Here is a 16,698-nt window from a genome sequence, read left to right on the forward strand (position 1 = left end):
AGGAAACTATGACATTTAAATCAGGCTTTGTAGCCATTTTAGGACGTCCCAATGTCGGGAAGTCAACTTTTTTGAACCACGTCATGGGGCAAAAAATTGCCATCATGAGTGATAAAGCGCAGACAACGCGCAACAAGATTATGGGAATCTACACGACCGATAAGGAACAGATCGTCTTTATCGATACCCCAGGGATTCACAAACCCAAGACAGCGCTTGGAGACTTCATGGTAGAGTCGGCCTATAGCACCCTTCGAGAAGTGGATACCGTTCTCTTTATGGTGCCAGCAGACGAGCCACGTGGGAAAGGTGATGACATGATCATCGAACGCCTCAAGGCTGCTAAGGTGCCTGTGATTTTGGTGGTGAATAAAATTGACAAGGTTCACCCAGATCAACTCTTGGCGCAAATCGATGACTTCCGTAGTCAGATGGAGTTCAAGGAAATCGTGCCGATTTCAGCCCTTCAAGGAAACAATGTTTCGCGTTTGATTGATATTTTGAGCGAAAACTTAGAAGAAGGTTTCCAATATTTCCCTGCTGATCAAATTACGGATCACCCAGAGCGCTTCTTGGTCTCTGAAATGATCCGCGAGAAGGTCTTGCACTTGACGCGAGAAGAAATTCCCCACTCTGTTGCCGTAGTGGTGGATTCTATGAAGCGGGATGAAGAGACAGATAAGGTCCATATCCGAGCAACCATCATGGTCGAGCGCGATAGCCAAAAAGGCATTGTCATCGGAAAAGGCGGTGCCATGCTCAAGAAGATCGGAACCCTTGCGCGTAAGGATATTGAGCTCATGCTAGGGGACAAGGTCTTCCTAGAAACCTGGGTTAAAGTCAAGAAAAATTGGCGGGATAAGAAATTGGATCTTGCTGATTTCGGATACAACGAAAAAGAATATTAAGAAGAGGTGGGCAGATGGCCTGCTTCTTGTTTTTGAAAGGAGTACTATGCCTGAATTACCAGAAGTAGAGACCGTTCGACGAGGTCTTGAGAAATTAATTCTTGGGAAGACCATCCAGTCAGTGGAAGTAAAGTATCCAAAGATGATTCAGACGGATCTGGATGCTTTTCGTCAAGATCTCCCAGGTCAAGAAATTCGGGCCCTGGGGCGTCGTGGGAAATACCTCTTGTTTTATCTGACGGATCTGGTTCTCATCTCGCATTTGCGGATGGAAGGTAAGTATTTCTTTTATCCAGACGAGGTCCCTCCTCGCAAGCACGCCCATGTCTTCTTTTGTTTTACGGATGGCAGCACCCTGGTCTATGAAGATGTTCGCAAGTTTGGGACCATGGAAGTCCTAGTGCCTGAGCTTGTCGATAGCTATTTTTTGGCGAAAAAAATTGGTCCTGAGCCGACAGAAGCGGATTTTAAAGCCCCAGCCTTCCAAGCAGCTCTTAAAAAATCAAAGAAACCCATTAAGTCAGCCCTTTTGGACCAAAAATTAGTGGCTGGTCTGGGCAATATTTATGTAGATGAGGTCCTTTATCGAGCCAAGGTTCATCCAGCCCGCTTGGGGCAAAGCTTGACTGCTACAGAAGCCAAAGCCATCCGCAAAGAAACGATTGCTGTACTTGCTCAGGCTGTTGAAAAGGGGGGCTCCACCATTCGCTCCTACAGCAATGCTTTTGGCGAGGATGGCACCATGCAGGAAGAACACCAGGTCTATGGGAAAACAGGTCAACCTTGTTTGCGCTGCGGAACACCGATTGAAAAAATTCAGCTGGGGGGACGTGGAACCCATTTTTGCCCTCACTGCCAAAAGGAGAACTAGATGGCAAGAATCATCGGATTAACAGGAGGGATTGCTTCAGGAAAGTCCACTGTTACCTCTTATTTGAAAGAAAAAGGCTATCCTGTCATTGATGCTGATCGAGTGGTCCATGACTTGCAGGCACCAGGTGGAGAACTCTATCAAGCTTTGGTAGATCATTTTGGAAGGGACATCCTCCTAGATACTGGGGACTTGAATCGTCCTGCTCTGGCTCAACGAATCTTTTCAAGCCAGAAAGAGATTGCCTGGTCCAACCAAGTACAAGGGGAGATCATCCGCAAAGCTCTGGCGCGAGAAAGGGACCGACTAGCTGCAACAGAAGACATCTTTTTCATGGATATCCCCTTGTTAATCGAGCAGGGATATCTGGACTGGTTTGACCAAGTCTGGCTGGTATATGTGACGGAAGATACTCAGTTAGAACGTTTGATGGAGCGCAATGCCTTAACAGAGGTCCAGGCGCGCGATCGTTTGGTAGCCCAGATGCCTCTAGATGAGAAAAAAGCTCTTGTCGATCTCGTGATCGATAACAATAGCCAGCGTGATCACCTCTATCAGGAAATCTATCGGGCTATAGAACAAATAGAAAGAAGATGATCCTATTTCACTGGAAATCAATTGGCGTAAAAATCTTTTTATTGCCTGGATTGGCTGCTTTTTCGTAGGTGCCAGTCTTTCATTGGTGGTCCCTTTTATGGCTCTTTTTGTGGAGGAGTTGGGGGTAAAAGGTCCGGCAGTTCCTTTTTATGCTGGGATTGCAGTCGCCTCCTCCTCTTTGACTTCTGCTCTAATGGCCCCAATCTGGGGGAGTCTGGCAGACCGTTATGGTCGGAAACCCATGATGTTGAGAGCCTCGATTGCCATGACCTTGACCATGGGAGGAATTGCTTTTGTCCCCTCCGTCTTTTGGTTGTTGCTCCTACGCTTATTAAATGGTGTCTTCTCAGGCTTTGTCCCTAACAGCACGGCTCTCATTGCTAGTCAGGTGCCAAAGAATCAATCTGGATACGCTCTAGGAACCTTATCGACGGGAACTGTTGCCGGTACCTTGATGGGCCCCTTGTTGGGAGGATTGATTGCAGAGCAATTTGGTATGCGGAATGTCTTTCTCCTCGTTGGTTTTTTCCTCTTTCTCGTCTCTGTCCTGACTTGGTGGGGCATTGAGGAAGACTACCAACAAATATCGAAGGAGGAGCACCTTTCAAGCTGGGATTTATTGACTTCTATCCAGCATAAGGACATTTTACTGGGCCTCTTTTTGACCAGTATGACCATTCAGATGATAGGGCAGTCCATTTCTCCCATTCTTCCACTCTATGTGAGAGAACTTGGCCAGAGCGACAATGTTATTTTTGTATCTGGACTGATCGTATCAGCGATGGGGATTTCCAGTATCCTGACATCGGGATGGATGGGAAAGCTCGGAGATAAAATTGGCAACCATCGCCTCTTACTTTTAGCTCTTCTCTATAGTGGCATCCTCTATATCTTCTGTGCCCTTGCTCAGACCCCTTTTCAATTAGGCCTTCTTCGCTTCCTATTTGGAATTGGGACAGGAGCCTTAATGCCCGGAGTGACGGCTCTCTTAAACCGCATGACTCCCAAGGAAGGAATTTCTCGGATTTTTAGTTACAATCAGCTCTTCTTTTATGTTGGGGGAGTTCTTGGTCCCATGATGGGCTCTAGTATTGCCATGCATGTCAATTACCATTGGGTATTCTATGGGACTGCTATCCTAGCCTTTATAGATTTGGCCTTCCTTTTATTCATCTTTAGAAAGTATTTGAAAGTGAGAGAAATCAGTGCGCATTAAAGTACAACTAACCTGCACGAGCTGTGGTAGTCAGAATTATTTGACAAGTAAAAATATGAAGACACACCCTGAAAAAATTGAAGTTTTGAAGTATTGTCCCAAAGAGAGAAAAGTGACATTACATCTTGAAACAAAATGATTTTTATGGTAAAATAGATAAGATTTTAAGGAGTTTTTTAATTATGACTAAACCGTTGATTACTATTTTATTGGTACTATCTGTATTAATTGTTATTGCTATCTTCATGCAACCAACTAAAAATCAATCTAGCAACGTATTCGATGCAAGCTCAAATGACTTATTCGAACGTTCAAAAGCTCGTGGATTCGAAGCAGTCATGCAACGTTTAACAGGAGTCATGATTTTCCTTTGGTTACTGATTGCGATGATTCTAATGGTATTATCCAGTAAATAAGATAGGCTTAGACATTGTCTTTGCCTATTTTTTCATCTATGGGTCGTTTGATAGGGAGTTTGTCACTTGTAAAGAAATCTCTCTGAAAGAAAGAAAATAAAGGAGGCTGGGTGACCAGCACAAGATATGAAAAGTAAAATTATTGATTATTTAAAACAGGAGGGAAAAGCTCAGGTTGATCAATTGGCTCAAGCCATTGGGAGTACTGACGCCAAAGGTTTTCGTGAACTGATTAAGACCATTTCGCTGATGGAGCGACGTCGTCAACTAACCTTTGAAGAAAATGGTTTTTTAAGTCTCCTTGATGCCAAGCCAAAAGGCGTCATTACTGTGAAAGGGATTTTCCATGCTCATAAGAGTGGCTTTGGATTTGTCAGCTTAGAGGGGGAAGAAGAGGACCTTTTTATTGGACGAAATGATGTCAACCATGCCATTGATGGGGATACAGTTGAGGTTGTAATCACCAAGGTCGCCGATCGGCAAAAGGGGACAGCGGCAGAGGGGAAAATCATTGATGTCTTGGAGCATAGCCTCCAAACAGTCGTCGGCCAAATCGTTTTGGATGAGGAAAAACCCAAATATGCAGGCTACATCCTTTCAAAGAATCAAAAGATTAGCCAACACATCTACGTGAAAAAACCTGCCCTACAATTAGAGGGAACGGAAGTTCTCAAGGTAGCTATTGAACAGTATCCGAGTCGAAAACACAACTACTTTGTAGCCTCAGTACAAGATGTGGTTGGGCATGTGACAGATCCTGGGATTGATGTCTTGGAAGTTTTAGAATCTATGGATATCGTCTCAGAATTTCCAGAAGCAGTCCTCAAAGAAGCAGAAAGTATCCCAGACCAGCCTGGTGAGAAGGATATGGAGGGACGTTTGGACCTTCGAGATGAAATCATCTTTACCATTGATGGTGCCGATGCCAAGGACTTGGATGATGCGGTTCACATCAAGCGCTTGGAAGGTGGGAATTTTGAGCTTGGCGTTCACATAGCCGATGTCTCTTATTATGTAACCGAAGGTTCTGCCTTGGACAAGGAAGCCCTCAACCGCGCGACCTCTGTCTATGTGACAGACCGGGTCGTGCCCATGTTACCTGAGCGTCTATCAAACGGGATTTGTTCCTTAAACCCTCAAGTGGATCGCTTGACCCAGTCAGCCATTATGGAGATCGACCAGCGTGGTCGGGTACTTCGCTACCAGATCACCCAAACGGTCATTAAAACGACTTTCCGGATGACCTATAGCGATGTCAATGAGATCATTGCTGGAGACCAGGAGAAGCGTGAGGAATACCAAGCCATTGTGCCAAGTATCGAAGCCATGGTTGGTCTTCATCAAATCTTAGAAGGAATGCGGGAAAAACGAGGAGCCCTGAACTTTGATACCAGCGAAGCTAAAATCCTGGTCAATCCTCAAGGAAAACCAGTAGACATCGTCTTGCGCCAACGTGGGGTTGCAGAACGGATGATTGAATCCTTCATGCTGATCGCCAATGAGACAGTAGCAGAGCATTTTGCCAAACGAAAACTTCCCTTTATTTACCGGATTCACGAAGAACCCAAAGCAGAGAAGGTGCAAAAGTTTATCGATTATGCCTCTAGTTTTGGCCTTCCAATTTATGGGACAGCTAGTTCCATGAGTCAGGAAACCTTGCAGGACATCATGAAGAAGGTAGAAGGGGAACCCTATGCTGATGTCTTGTCTATGATGTTGCTTCGTTCCATGCAGCAAGCGCGTTATTCCGAGCACAACCACGGCCACTATGGGCTAGCAGCTGAGTTCTATACTCACTTCACCAGTCCGATTCGCCGGTATCCAGACTTATTAGTCCACCGCATGGTGCGAGAGTATGGAAAAGATTCTGAAGTAGCTAGTCATTTTGAACAGGTCATTCCAGATATTGCTAGCCAATCCTCTAGTCGGGAACGTCGCGCCATTGATGCTGAACGGGAAGTAGAAGCCATGAAGAAGGCAGAGTACATGGAGGACTATGTTGGCGAAGAGTACGATGCTTTGGTGTCCAGTGTCGTCAAGTTTGGTCTCTTTGTTGAATTGCCAAATACCGTAGAAGGTTTGATCCACATCACCACCTTACCTGGTTTTTATCATTTTAACGAGCGCGATTTGACCTTGCGTGGGGAAAAATCAGGCGTGACCTTCCGTGTCGGTCAGGAGATCCGAATCAGGGTCGAAAGAGCGGATAAGATGACTGGCGAGATTGATTTTTCTTATATCCCAAGTGAGCTGGATTTGATTGAAAAAGTCACTACAGCATCGGATCGTAAAGATCGAAATGGACACTCTAAGCGCCCTTCTTCTAAGAAAGAAGAACGAAAGCAAGGGGGCTTTAGAGAGAACAAGTGCAAGCATTCTTCAAAAGACAAGAAGAAAAAGAGTAAGAAACCTTTTTACAAGGAAGTAGCTAAGAAAGGAGCTAAGCATGGCAAAGGGCGAGGGAAAGGTCGTCGCACAAAATAAGAAAGCAAGCCACGATTATACAATTGTTGAAACCATTGAAGCAGGAATGGTCCTGACTGGTACAGAAATCAAGAGTGTTCGAGCAGCTCGTATCAACCTCAAGGATGGATTTGCCCAAGTCAAAAATGGGGAAGTCTGGCTCAGCAATGTTCATATTGCTCCCTATGAGGAAGGCAATATCTGGAACCAAGACCCAGAGCGTCGTCGCAAACTCTTGCTGCATAAGAAGCAAATTCAAAAGTTGGAGCAGGAGACTAAAGGAACAGGGATGACTCTAGTTCCCCTTAAGGTTTACCTTAAGGATGGCTACGCCAAGCTCTTGCTGGGCTTAGCCAAAGGGAAGCACGATTATGACAAACGTGAATCCATCAAACGGCGGGAGCAAAATCGTGACATTGCTCGTGTCATGAAGCAATACAATACGCGTTAAAGTAAGAAATAGGAACAGCTGAAGCAAGGGCTGAAAACTGTTCCTATTTTTAAATTCCCTTTCTTGAAACCGCTTGCATTATTTTCTGGATAAGAGTATACTGAAGGTAGCGTTGGTATAGTTGTTTTTCGTCGGCTTGAAAATGATTTTCTAGCCTCTTTTGTAGTCATAAAGGAGATCGACTATGAGAAAACTACTGGTCAAACTGATGATTGCTTTGATGGCCTTTGCCTTGATTCCAGTTCAAGTTGCGCAGGCCTGCTCAGCCTTCATTGTTGGGAAGGAACTCACGACAGATGGTTCCATGCTCTTTGGGCGGACTGAAGACTATCCTTATGCTCCCGATGGTGGTCGCCACAATAAAACTTACGAGGTGGTACCTGCCAAAGACTATAAGGATGGAGATATGTTGGAGGACGAATCCAACGGCTTTGCTTATCCCCACTTGAGTCATGAAATGAAATATACCGCAACTTATGATGCAGCCCATGGAGATGGTTCCAACGGGAACTTCGGAGCACACGGCTTTAACGAAGCAGGCGTTTCCATGACTTCTACCGTATCTGCAACCCCACACGATAAGATTTTGAAAGCAGACCCACTGGTGAAAAATGGCTTGGCTGAAGCTGCTATGGTGGACTTGGTTCTTCCACGTGTCAAAACAGCTCGTGAAGGAATTGAGTTGGTTGCCAAGGTACTTGATGAAAAAGGATCTGCCGAAGGAAACATCATTGTCGTAGCAGATAAGAATGAACTCTGGTACATGGAAATCCTCTCTGGTCACCAATATGTAGCCATTAAATTCCCTCAAGACCGCTATGCCATCTTTGCCAATACCTACTATCTAGGACATGTGGATTTCAAGGACAAGGACAATGTCATTGCTTCGAAAGATGTGGAAGCAGTTGCTAAAAAGGCAGACCACTACAAGACTGATAAAGATGGTAACTTCCATATTGCAGACTCTTATGGTCCAGATGAATATACCGAACGCAACCGCTCACGGACCTATGCAGGGATTACCTTGATGGATCCTAAAGCGGACATCAAATATGATGATAAGCACTTTGACCTTTTGCGCAAACCAACGGATCCTTCTAAAAAGTATAGTCTAGAAGATGTTTTCGCTGAACAACGGAACCGGTTCGAACACCTCAAACAATACACACCAGATGACTTGGTGGAACCAGGTAAAGAAGTCGATACCAATAAATACAAATATGCTTTGGGAAATGAAAACGTCATTAACGCCCACGTATACCAAATTAAGAAGGACTTGCCAACTCCATTTGGTGGTGTCGTTTGGTTAGGTCTCGCTCAAAGCCGGAACACGCCTTATGTGCCATTCTATGGTATTGTCAACGATACCTATGCACCATTCAAAGTTCGTTCTGCCAAATACGATCCAACTTCTTGGTATTGGGCTGTTTGGCATATTGACCAAATGGTCATGAAATACCCAGACCTCTTTGGCAACAGCATCCAAGAGAAGTGGAAAGAATTGGAAAAAGGATGGATCAAAGAACAAGCAGCTTTGGATCAAAAATACAGTGGACTTACTGATGACCAAGCGAAAGCTACTGCAGACGAAGTAACAAGTGACTCACTTAAACGTGCGGAAACCATCTTCAAACAAATCAAGCAAGTTGAAAGCGAGATGGAAGATAAGATTCGTACAGAAAAAGGTTTGGAAGCAGACTTTGTATATGACGGCTATAACAAGGCCAATCTGGTAGCAGCAGCTCAAGCTGAAAAAGATGCATCGAAAGAAACTGATAAGAAGGAAGAAACAGCTTCTAGTCAATCATCTAGCAAGGCAAGTGATTCAAACAGCAGTTTATCTACCGTCTTAGGAGTTTTGGCTATTGCAGGATTTGGCTTGGCAGGTTTCTACTTTAAAAAATCAAAAAAGAATGAAAATGAAGAATAAGTAGACAGAGACTGTTAAATCAGCATCCTGCCTCAACTGGATTCTAAGAGAGTGGAATAGAAGTCTTCAGAAAAGGAGCTTGTAATTCCACTCTTTTTATTGTTATTTGCATGCAATTTTTGTATGATAGGGATAGATAGAAAGAAGGAGAAGAAACGGATGCCTGAAAAATTAATTGCCTATAAACGGATGCCTTTGTGGACCAAGGATACCATGCCTGAAGCAGTCCAAAGAAAACACAATACCAAAGTAGGTACTTGGGGAAAGATTACAGTCCTAAAAGGAAAACTCAAGTTTGTTGAGCTGACGGAAGATGGGGAAGAAGTAGCTAGCCATGTTTTTGAGGCAGGTGCGGATAACCCGATGGCACAGCCGCAAGCTTGGCATCGTGTAGAGGCCCTTACAGATGATGTGGAATGGTTTTTGGAATTCTACTGTGAGCCCAAAGATTATTTCCCCAAAAAATATAATAGCAATCCCGTCCATTCGGAAGTGCTAGAAGCCATGGAGTCCCTTTCTCCAGGCAAGGCCTTGGATTTGGGGTGTGGACAAGGACGAAATGCTCTCTTTTTGGCCCAGCATGGCTTTGAAGTGACAGCAGTCGATCAAAATGAATTAGCCCTAGAGATCCTCCAAAGTATTGTAGAACAAGAAGATTTGGAAATGACTGTGGGACTCTATGATATCAACTCAGCGAACCTAAAACAAAGTTATGATTTGATTGTCTCAACGGTTGTCCTCATGTTCTTGCAAGCGGATCGCATTCCAGCGATTATTCGAAATATGCAAGACCAGACCAATCCGGGAGGCTATAACTTGATCGTTTGTGCCATGGATACAGAGGACTATCCTTGCCAGGTTCCTTTTTCCTTTACCTTTAAGGAAGGCGAGCTAGCAGACTACTACAAGGATTGGGAACTCGTTAAATACAATGAAAATCCAGGGCATCTGCACCGACGTGATGAAAATGGCAATCGAATTGCCTTACGCTTTGCGACCATGCTAGCCAAGAAAATATAAATAGCTCTCTAGACAAGGACACCCTTGCAGTCGTCCTTGTCTTTTATATCTGAAAACATTCTGAAAATACTTGATTTTTTACAGAAAAGGAGTAGACTGTTAGTGTATCTTTCAAGAATTTTGAGGAGAAGCGCGTGAAACTCTATGTTCAACTGATGATTATCTTTACCATCTCTTTGATTGGGGAAGGGATATCGACCCTCTTTCATTTGCCAATTCCAGGTAGTATTATTGGTCTACTGATTCTATTTCTTTGCTTGCAGTTGAAATGGCTTCGTATCCGCCATGTGAATCTGGTCGGATCTTTTCTCTTAGCCAATATGACGATTTTATTTTTACCTCCAGCGGTTGGGATTATGGATAAGTTTGATGTCATCCAGCCCTATTTATTGCCCATCGTATTGATTATTTTAGGGGCTATCATCATCAATGTAACCCTCATTGCGCTTGTTGTTGGCTTAATCAAGACAAGGTATGAGGGGGATTATGAAGGAGGGAAGAAATAATGGAAAGTTTGTGGTCAAATCCTCTCTTTGGGATTTCTTTATCAGTCTTTGCCTATCTGATTGGGATGATGATTTTTCGTCGCTTTCCCCATCCGATCACGACCCCCCTCTTAGTTGCTACGGTCTTAATCATTGGATTTCTAAAGCTGACAGGGATTTCCTATAAGGCCTATAATATTGGCGGGACCTACCTCAGTAATTTGATTGTGCCTTCAACGGTTGTCCTGGGAATCCCCTTGTATAAGAGTTTCCATCTGATGAAACACCATGCCAAGAGTATTCTTCTTAGTAGTTTTCTAGCAGTAGTAGTCAACACGCTTTTTACAGCTGTCTTGGCTAAGCTTTTTGGGATGAAGTACTTTCTAGCTATTTCCCTCTTTCCTAAGTCTGTGACAACAGCCATGGCAGTGGGGATTGCTGAAAAAATGCAGGGAATTACTACCATTACCCTAGTTGTCGTTGTAGCGACAGGTATCCTAACCAGTGTGCTAGGACCAACGATTCTTAAATGCCTAAAAGTAGAGGATCCTGTTGCCATTGGTTTGGCTCTTGGGGGTACAGGTCATGCGGTAGGGACTGGTACAGCCTTTCAGTATGGTCAAGTAGCCGGAGCTATGGGAGGCTTAGCAATTGGGATAACTGGCGTTTTCTACGTCTTTATAAGTCCCCTTGTCGCGAGCCTGATTCTTTCCTAAAAAGGTAGATAGTATTCAGAAAAAGCTTGGAAGAAGTTCCGAGCTTTTTAGTGTACACTTAGATAGAGAAGGTTGTTTGATAATTTGAAGATCAAATAATTTTCAGATAGATTACTATTTGATTACAGTCGTTGTAAGCGCTTGCTAAAGTTTGGTTCAAAAGGTATACTAAAAGAGGTTATACGGTTAATATCTAGTTAAAGGAGTTCAATATGAAGAAACGTTATGCTCGATCAGCCTTGGGTTTGATCACTGCTCTCTTCCTCTTTGCCCAACCGGTAGAGGCCTGTACAGGTTTTATCATCGGTAAAAAGTTAACAGCAGATGGGAATGCTTTGTACGGACGTACGGAGGACTTAGAACCAAACCACAATAAGAACTTTGTGGTCAGAGAACGAACTTATAACAAGAAAGGGGAGGTCTTTGAAGATGCCACCAATGGCTTTAAGTATGAGCTCCCAGAAGTAAGTTATAAATATACAGCTGTCCCAGATGTTACACCAGAACAGGGTGTATTTGATGAAGCTGGTTTTAATGAGCATGGTGTGTCCATCTCGGCGACCGTCTCAGCTTCAGCAAATGACAATATTAAAAAGGTCGATCCTTATGTAGAGGACGGCTTGGCTGAATCTGCCCTCACCACTGTCGTTCTTCCAAGTGTCAAAACGGCTCGTGAAGGAGTTGAGCTCATTGCTAAAATTGTGGAAGAAAAAGGGGCAGCAGAAGGAAATATTGTGACGATCGCGGACAAGGAAGGTATCTGGTACATGGAGATCCTTTCTGGTCACCAATATGTAGCCATTCTCTTCCCAGAAGATCGTTATGCAGTCTTTCCAAATACCTTCTTCTTAGGACATGTCGATTTTTCAGATAAGGAACGGACTATTGCCTCTAAGGATGTTGAAAAAGTCGCCCGTGATGCAGGAACCTATAAAGAAATCGATGGCCAATTCCATGTTTCCCAATCCTATAATCCTCCTTTGCATGAGGCAGATCGTTCTCGTGTTTGGTCTGGTATTAAGTCACTGGATCCAGATGCAGATGTGAACTACGATGACGAGTATTTTGACTTGATGCATACAACGGATCGGAAATTGACGCTACGAGATGCGATGAATCTCCAACGCAATCGGTTGGAAGGAACAGACTTCAAACCACAAGATCAAATGGAGTTAGATGGAAAAGGGATTCCAGAAAAAGGGAAGTTTGATGAAGTCTATAAATACCCGATTTCGAACCCGAATGTTATGGAAGCCCATATTTTCCAATTAAAGGATAATGTTCCTGATAGTGCAGGTGGGGGAACCATGTGGTTAGCGATGGGAAGCCCACGAAATGCTCCTTACCTGCCTTATTATGGCAATATCACCAATACCTACCAAGCCTATCAAGAATTAGGAACAGCCTATAATCCCCAATCTTGGTATTGGACCATGTCTCGCATTAATGACTTAGTTGCCAAATATCCTGATTTGTTCGGAGATGGGGCCATCCGTACTGAAATGGAACGCCTAGAATCTCAATGGATGGCTGAGCAAGAAATCAGTGATCAAGAACAAATCGCCCTCGCTTCACAGCCAGAGCAGGCGAGCCTAAAAGCGACAGAAACGAGCATGACTCGAGCTCAAAAGACCTTCGATCGTCTGCAAGAAATTCGTCAAGAAGCAGAAGAAAAGGTGATTGCTCAATATGGACAAGGTGCTATTGACGATTTAACAGATGAAGAAGATGCAAACCAAGAAGAAGAAATCAATTTGGTACCATTTGATTATGACTTCGTCATTACGATTGGCTTAGCCCTTGTGACAGTGATAGGAGTAGGAATTTTCTTCATCAAATCAAAGAAAGCAAAGGGAGGTAAGAAGGATGAATAAGTTTCAACGAATATTGCTCTTCCTATTTCTGGTCTTAGCAGGGATTGGGATGGAGTTTGAGCTAGGCTCTCTCTCCCAACAAGAGTTTAGCCAAGTAGCAGGAAGAGATTTGGTATTAAATCTGCTCGTTTTAGCGGTGATTGTCGTCCCTCTTTATCTCTTTATTAAGCGACTTGCAAGAAGATTTGAGGTTCCTCTTCTTGTTTTGTGGGCAACCATGTTTGGAGGTGCTTTTGTTGCTGGCTGGCTCAGTTTTTCAGGGAACAGCCTCATTGACCATTTCAATAGTCATCTCATTCAGGATGTTAGTACCTTTAATAAATGGACAGATGCTTTGACAGCACCTTTTTCTGAAGAATTTTTCAAAGCTCTGGTGGCCTTCTGGATCCTCTTGATTTTGGGTCGTAAGGATTTGAAATCGATTTTAATTGCCGGCTTTGGATCTGGTCTTGGTTTCCAAATCATTGAAGATCTAGGTTATGTGGCGCGTCAAACGCGAACTGGAGACCTCTCAGCAGTAACAGAGGCAGTGAACCGCATTTCTGGTGGTTTAGCATCTCATGCAGTCTACACAGCTGTTGTATCTGTTGGAGCCTTTCTCATCCTGTCTCAGTGCACCAAGCAAAAAGAAAAGCTCTTTGGTCTCTGGTGTGTAGTTTCCACGGTGACCAATCACTTCTTATGGAATTCCCCATTCTATGAAACAGACCATCGGGTCAATATTTTGGTAGGCTTGCTCTTTGCCTTCCAAGTGGGAACCTTTATTGAGGTCGTGCTCTTTGCTCATAAAAATCCGAATCTAAACCTTTTAAAGAAACAGTAAGAGATGGATTTGGTAGTCAGGAAATAAAAAATAGTCTGGGACAACATTGTTCTCAGTCACAAAAAAGCTAGAGATTTCCAATTGTGGAACTCTAGCTTTTTAATTTTGAGCCATTCTCTTATTGTATTTGAGGAGGTTATTGGCCATGAGAACCAATCCCATGTCAATTTTAACCTGTCATTTGCCTCTTAGATTACATCTCTTGTAACCCAAACAAGCCTTTGTCTGCCCAAAGACAGGTTCCACATCAACCTTGCGTTGGGCAAAGATGTGACTGCCTTCGACAGATAAAAGCGCTTGGCTTTCTTTTACTTTTAGGAGCTGATACCTCTCATTCACATAGAGCCCCTTTTGTGAAGCCAAGTCAGCTTGTTCTGCCTTATAAACCCTAATTTCCTGTCTAAAATCTGTTGAGGTATGGTAGTGTTTGAGGGGATCAAACTGCTATACCCAACTCTCTGGATGGGTGTAGGTATCTGTTGTTTCATCGTAAGTCTAATTATTCAAATTCCTATCAGATTCTTTGTATTTTTTCTTCTGTTCCTTGTCAAAAAGATTATATTTAATCAAATGCTCAATACCCATCCTATCCAAGTTGATAAGATCTGGCAAATATTTTTAAATGCTTGTTAGACCTAAAGGTTCCACTAGTTGGCGGAGCTGATCATGGCTATAGTGAAGCTGTCTATCTAGAAGATTTAGAGGGCAATGGCATTGAACTCAACAGAGACAAGCCTGTGAACGAGTGGGATATTCGTGAGGATGGTCGAATTACTGGGATCACAGAAGAGCTGTCTGCGCAAGATATCTATGAATTAGGCAAAGAACTTGATCCTTTTGTGATCGCAGAAGGCACTCGCATGGGCCATGTTTACCTATCTGTTAAAAATAGCAGAGAGGCATGTGCATTTTATCAAGAGTCTCTAGGTCTTGAGGATAAATTCACGATTCCACATGTCAGTTGGATAGCATCAGGGAATTATCACCATCATCTAGCAGTAAATGAATGGGGTGGTAAAAACTTAGCTCCTCGTGAGAATGGAATGGTAGGTCTTGCCTACTATTTGGTTGAAGTTGAGAATAAAGAGTTTTTGGTCAATTTGCTTACGCAAGCTCAGGATAGGCAAGGGCAACTTCAATGGATTTCCTCTTCTGAATTCTCCGTTACAGATAAAGACGGTATTGTTACGAGAGTCAGAGTGGAGAACTAGAAGTCTTTGTCTTTAAGATAAGTGCTCCTTTTGACAAAGGACTGTATTAGAGATATAATGTAGAAAAATCGTTTTAGGATAAAGATATGACAAGATCAAAGTACATTACACGCCTCAAACGCTCAGAAGGTCAATTGCGAGGTATTCAAAAAATGATGGAGGAAGAGCGTGATTGTATTGATATCATTACTCAATTAACAGCAGTGCGGTCCAGTGTTGATCGTATTATTGAACTGATGATAACGGAGAATTTAACAACTTGTATTAACGACCCTTTAGAGGATCCTCAAGCACAGAAGGAAAGATTGGAAAAGGCGGTTAAATACTTGATTAAACGCAAGTAATAAAAAACATACGTTTCTCTTAAATAGTGAACAAATGATTAAAAGAGCAGTTGGTTTTCTTGAAATAAGACCAATTGCTCTTTTTGATTTTTATTTATTCAACATCACCAGGCCAAGCGCTCATACCACCTCGGACGTTGATAACATCATAGCCTTTTTTCTTGAGCTTTTTAGCAGCGATCTTGCTTCGAACACCGGAATGACAAATGACATAAAGTGTTTCATTTGTCGCAGGTGTGTAAGCTCCGATTTCGGTTAGAGGAACATTCTTGGCGTTTTTGATATGGCCTCTACGGAATTCCGTAGGCGTCCGCACATCCAGTAGCTGAATTGGTTCCTTGAGTTTAGCTTCTAATTCGCTGGTAGAAATACTATCAATTTTTGTAAATAAGTGAAACATAGGCACCTCCGATATACCCTTACGGGGTATATTAAACCACTAAGCAACGCTTTTGTCAAGTAAGTTGAATTGATTAGTATTGTTTCTTTTTCAGTATACAAGATGCCAACTTACAAACTAAAGAGTTGGTTGATAGGTTAATGAATAGAACCTGTCTTATTTATTCAACAACTACTTGTCTAGAAAATTACCTTTTCTGAAAACAGACCACATGCCCTGTTGTAAAATGAAGTGCAACACAAAAGACATGTTCATCTGATATACTAGAGTTGCGAAAAACAGTATAAAGGAAGATGAACATGTCTGCTAATTATCCTACTACAAATCAATCCTACAAGCACTTATCTGAAGCTGAACGAGGGAAATTGAAGCTTATTTAAGCGTAGGACTCAAACCTGCTTACAACCTACAAATCGCTACTGAAAATCAGTTCGTCCTTCACGATGACATCTATCAAAATCCAACAGATACCAGAACGCTGTTGCCTTTTTTAGAAACCTATCCACATGAGTTAAAAAGAGCTGTCGCCGATGCGGGATACGGTAGCGTGGAGATTCTTCTTACCTTGGATAGGATGGGTATTGAGCATTTGATTAAATATAGTCTTTTTGACAAGGAACAGAAGAAAAATACAAAGAATCTGATAGGAATTTGGATAATTGGACTTACGATGAAACAACTGATACCTACACCCATCCAGAGAGTTGGGTATACCAGTTTGATCACCTCAAACATAGGCATAGCACAACAGGTTTTAGACAGGAAAATATGGTTTATAAGGCAGAACAAGCTGACTTGGCTCTATAAAAGGGGCTCTATGTGAATGAGAGGTATCAGCTCTTAAAAGTAAAAGAAATCCAAGCGTCAGGTAAAAAATGACATGGGATTAGTACTCATGGCCAATAATCTCCTCAAATACAATAAGAAAACTACTCAAAATTAAAAAGCTAGAGGTCCATAATTGGAAATCTCT

General features: G+C 42.9%; 16 protein-coding genes and 4 pseudogenes. 18 read left to right on the plus strand and 2 right to left on the minus strand.

The window, feature by feature from the left end:
* The first annotated feature begins 8 nt into the window (after positions 1–8).
* The 14 genes from era to ADF75_RS06790 all read left to right on the plus strand — a co-directional run bounded on the left by era (position 9) and on the right by ADF75_RS06790 (position 13,770).
* Entirely contained in the window at positions 9–908 is a 900-nt protein-coding gene (gene era / locus ADF75_RS06730; protein ID WP_048789581.1) for a GTPase Era, read from the plus strand.
* 46 nt (positions 909–954) lie between these two features.
* The gene (mutM, locus tag ADF75_RS06735) at positions 955–1,779 is read left to right on the plus strand and encodes a DNA-formamidopyrimidine glycosylase (protein ID WP_048789582.1); all 825 of its coding nucleotides are present in this window, start codon (positions 955–957) and stop codon (positions 1,777–1,779) included.
* Positions 1,780–2,376 (plus strand): dephospho-CoA kinase, encoded by a 597-nt coding sequence (gene coaE, locus ADF75_RS06740; RefSeq protein ID WP_048789583.1) that lies wholly within the window; start codon positions 1,780–1,782, stop codon positions 2,374–2,376.
* A 16-nt stretch (positions 2,377–2,392) separates the two neighbouring features.
* Positions 2,393–3,592, plus strand: a complete 1,200-nt coding sequence (locus ADF75_RS06745) for a multidrug efflux MFS transporter (RefSeq protein WP_342666692.1) — start codon at positions 2,393–2,395, stop codon at positions 3,590–3,592.
* Complete coding sequence (gene rpmG / locus ADF75_RS10285; RefSeq protein ID WP_081453577.1) at positions 3,582–3,731, plus strand: 50S ribosomal protein L33; 150 nt, start codon at positions 3,582–3,584, stop codon at positions 3,729–3,731. The genes ADF75_RS06745 and rpmG overlap by 11 nt, the downstream gene beginning before the upstream one ends.
* A 43-nt stretch (positions 3,732–3,774) precedes the next feature.
* Positions 3,775–4,008 (plus strand): preprotein translocase subunit SecG, encoded by a 234-nt coding sequence (gene secG, locus ADF75_RS06750; RefSeq protein ID WP_048689602.1) that lies wholly within the window; start codon positions 3,775–3,777, stop codon positions 4,006–4,008.
* A gap of 126 nt (positions 4,009–4,134) precedes the next feature.
* Positions 4,135–6,492 (plus strand): ribonuclease R, encoded by a 2,358-nt coding sequence (gene rnr, locus ADF75_RS06755; RefSeq protein WP_048789585.1) that lies wholly within the window; start codon positions 4,135–4,137, stop codon positions 6,490–6,492.
* Positions 6,455–6,922: an SsrA-binding protein SmpB gene (gene smpB, locus ADF75_RS06760; RefSeq protein WP_048689598.1), complete on the plus strand. Its 468-nt coding sequence runs from the start codon at positions 6,455–6,457 to the stop codon at positions 6,920–6,922. The genes rnr and smpB overlap by 38 nt, the downstream gene beginning before the upstream one ends.
* A 184-nt stretch (positions 6,923–7,106) precedes the next feature.
* Positions 7,107–8,852 carry a C69 family dipeptidase gene (locus ADF75_RS06765; protein WP_048789586.1) on the plus strand — a complete coding sequence of 582 codons (1,746 nt, stop codon included), beginning with the start codon at positions 7,107–7,109 and terminating at the stop codon, positions 8,850–8,852.
* Between the two features lie 159 nt (positions 8,853–9,011).
* Positions 9,012–9,872 (plus strand): SAM-dependent methyltransferase TehB, encoded by an 861-nt coding sequence (gene tehB, locus ADF75_RS06770; protein WP_048689588.1) that lies wholly within the window; start codon positions 9,012–9,014, stop codon positions 9,870–9,872.
* Between the two features lie 134 nt (positions 9,873–10,006).
* The gene (locus ADF75_RS06775) at positions 10,007–10,378 is read left to right on the plus strand and encodes a CidA/LrgA family protein (protein ID WP_048789587.1); all 372 of its coding nucleotides are present in this window, start codon (positions 10,007–10,009) and stop codon (positions 10,376–10,378) included.
* Positions 10,378–11,073, plus strand: a complete 696-nt coding sequence (locus tag ADF75_RS06780) for an LrgB family protein (protein ID WP_048789588.1) — start codon at positions 10,378–10,380, stop codon at positions 11,071–11,073. The genes ADF75_RS06775 and ADF75_RS06780 overlap by 1 nt, the downstream gene beginning before the upstream one ends.
* 212 nt (positions 11,074–11,285) lie before the next feature.
* The gene (locus ADF75_RS06785; protein ID WP_048689579.1) at positions 11,286–12,947 is read left to right on the plus strand and encodes a C69 family dipeptidase; all 1,662 of its coding nucleotides are present in this window, start codon (positions 11,286–11,288) and stop codon (positions 12,945–12,947) included.
* Positions 12,940–13,770, plus strand: a complete 831-nt coding sequence (locus ADF75_RS06790; RefSeq protein WP_048789589.1) for a PrsW family glutamic-type intramembrane protease — start codon at positions 12,940–12,942, stop codon at positions 13,768–13,770. Before ADF75_RS06785 ends, ADF75_RS06790 begins: the two co-directional genes overlap by 8 nt.
* Positions 13,771–13,869: 99 nt before the next feature.
* Here ADF75_RS06790 and ADF75_RS10950 read toward each other — a convergent pair.
* Positions 13,870–14,376 (minus strand): annotated as a pseudogene (locus ADF75_RS10950) (transposase); the annotation flags it as partial.
* Here ADF75_RS10950 and ADF75_RS06800 point away from each other — a divergent pair.
* Positions 14,376–14,981, plus strand: a pseudogene (locus ADF75_RS06800) (VOC family protein); the annotation flags it as partial. The pseudogenes ADF75_RS10950 and ADF75_RS06800 overlap by 1 nt on opposite strands.
* An 86-nt stretch (positions 14,982–15,067) precedes the next feature.
* Positions 15,068–15,325: a metal-sensitive transcriptional regulator gene (locus tag ADF75_RS06805; RefSeq protein WP_048689573.1), complete on the plus strand. Its 258-nt coding sequence runs from the start codon at positions 15,068–15,070 to the stop codon at positions 15,323–15,325.
* 94 nt (positions 15,326–15,419) lie between these two features.
* On the opposite strand, the gene ADF75_RS06810 is transcribed toward ADF75_RS06805, so the two are convergent.
* On the minus strand, positions 15,420–15,725 hold the full coding sequence (locus ADF75_RS06810) for a rhodanese-like domain-containing protein (RefSeq protein WP_048789591.1): 306 nt from the start codon (positions 15,723–15,725) through the stop codon (positions 15,420–15,422).
* Positions 15,726–16,018: 293 nt separating this feature from the next.
* Here ADF75_RS06810 and ADF75_RS10825 point away from each other — a divergent pair.
* Positions 16,019–16,125: pseudogene (locus ADF75_RS10825) on the plus strand (IS30 family transposase); the annotation flags it as partial.
* Positions 16,114–16,668, plus strand: a pseudogene (locus tag ADF75_RS10955) (transposase); the annotation flags it as partial. The pseudogenes ADF75_RS10825 and ADF75_RS10955, both read left to right, overlap by 12 nt.
* Between the last annotated feature and the right edge of the window lie 30 nt (positions 16,669–16,698).

It is taken from the genome of Streptococcus sp. 1171_SSPC (assembly GCF_001069335.1).
Taxonomy (GTDB): domain Bacteria; phylum Bacillota; class Bacilli; order Lactobacillales; family Streptococcaceae; genus Streptococcus; species Streptococcus xiaochunlingii.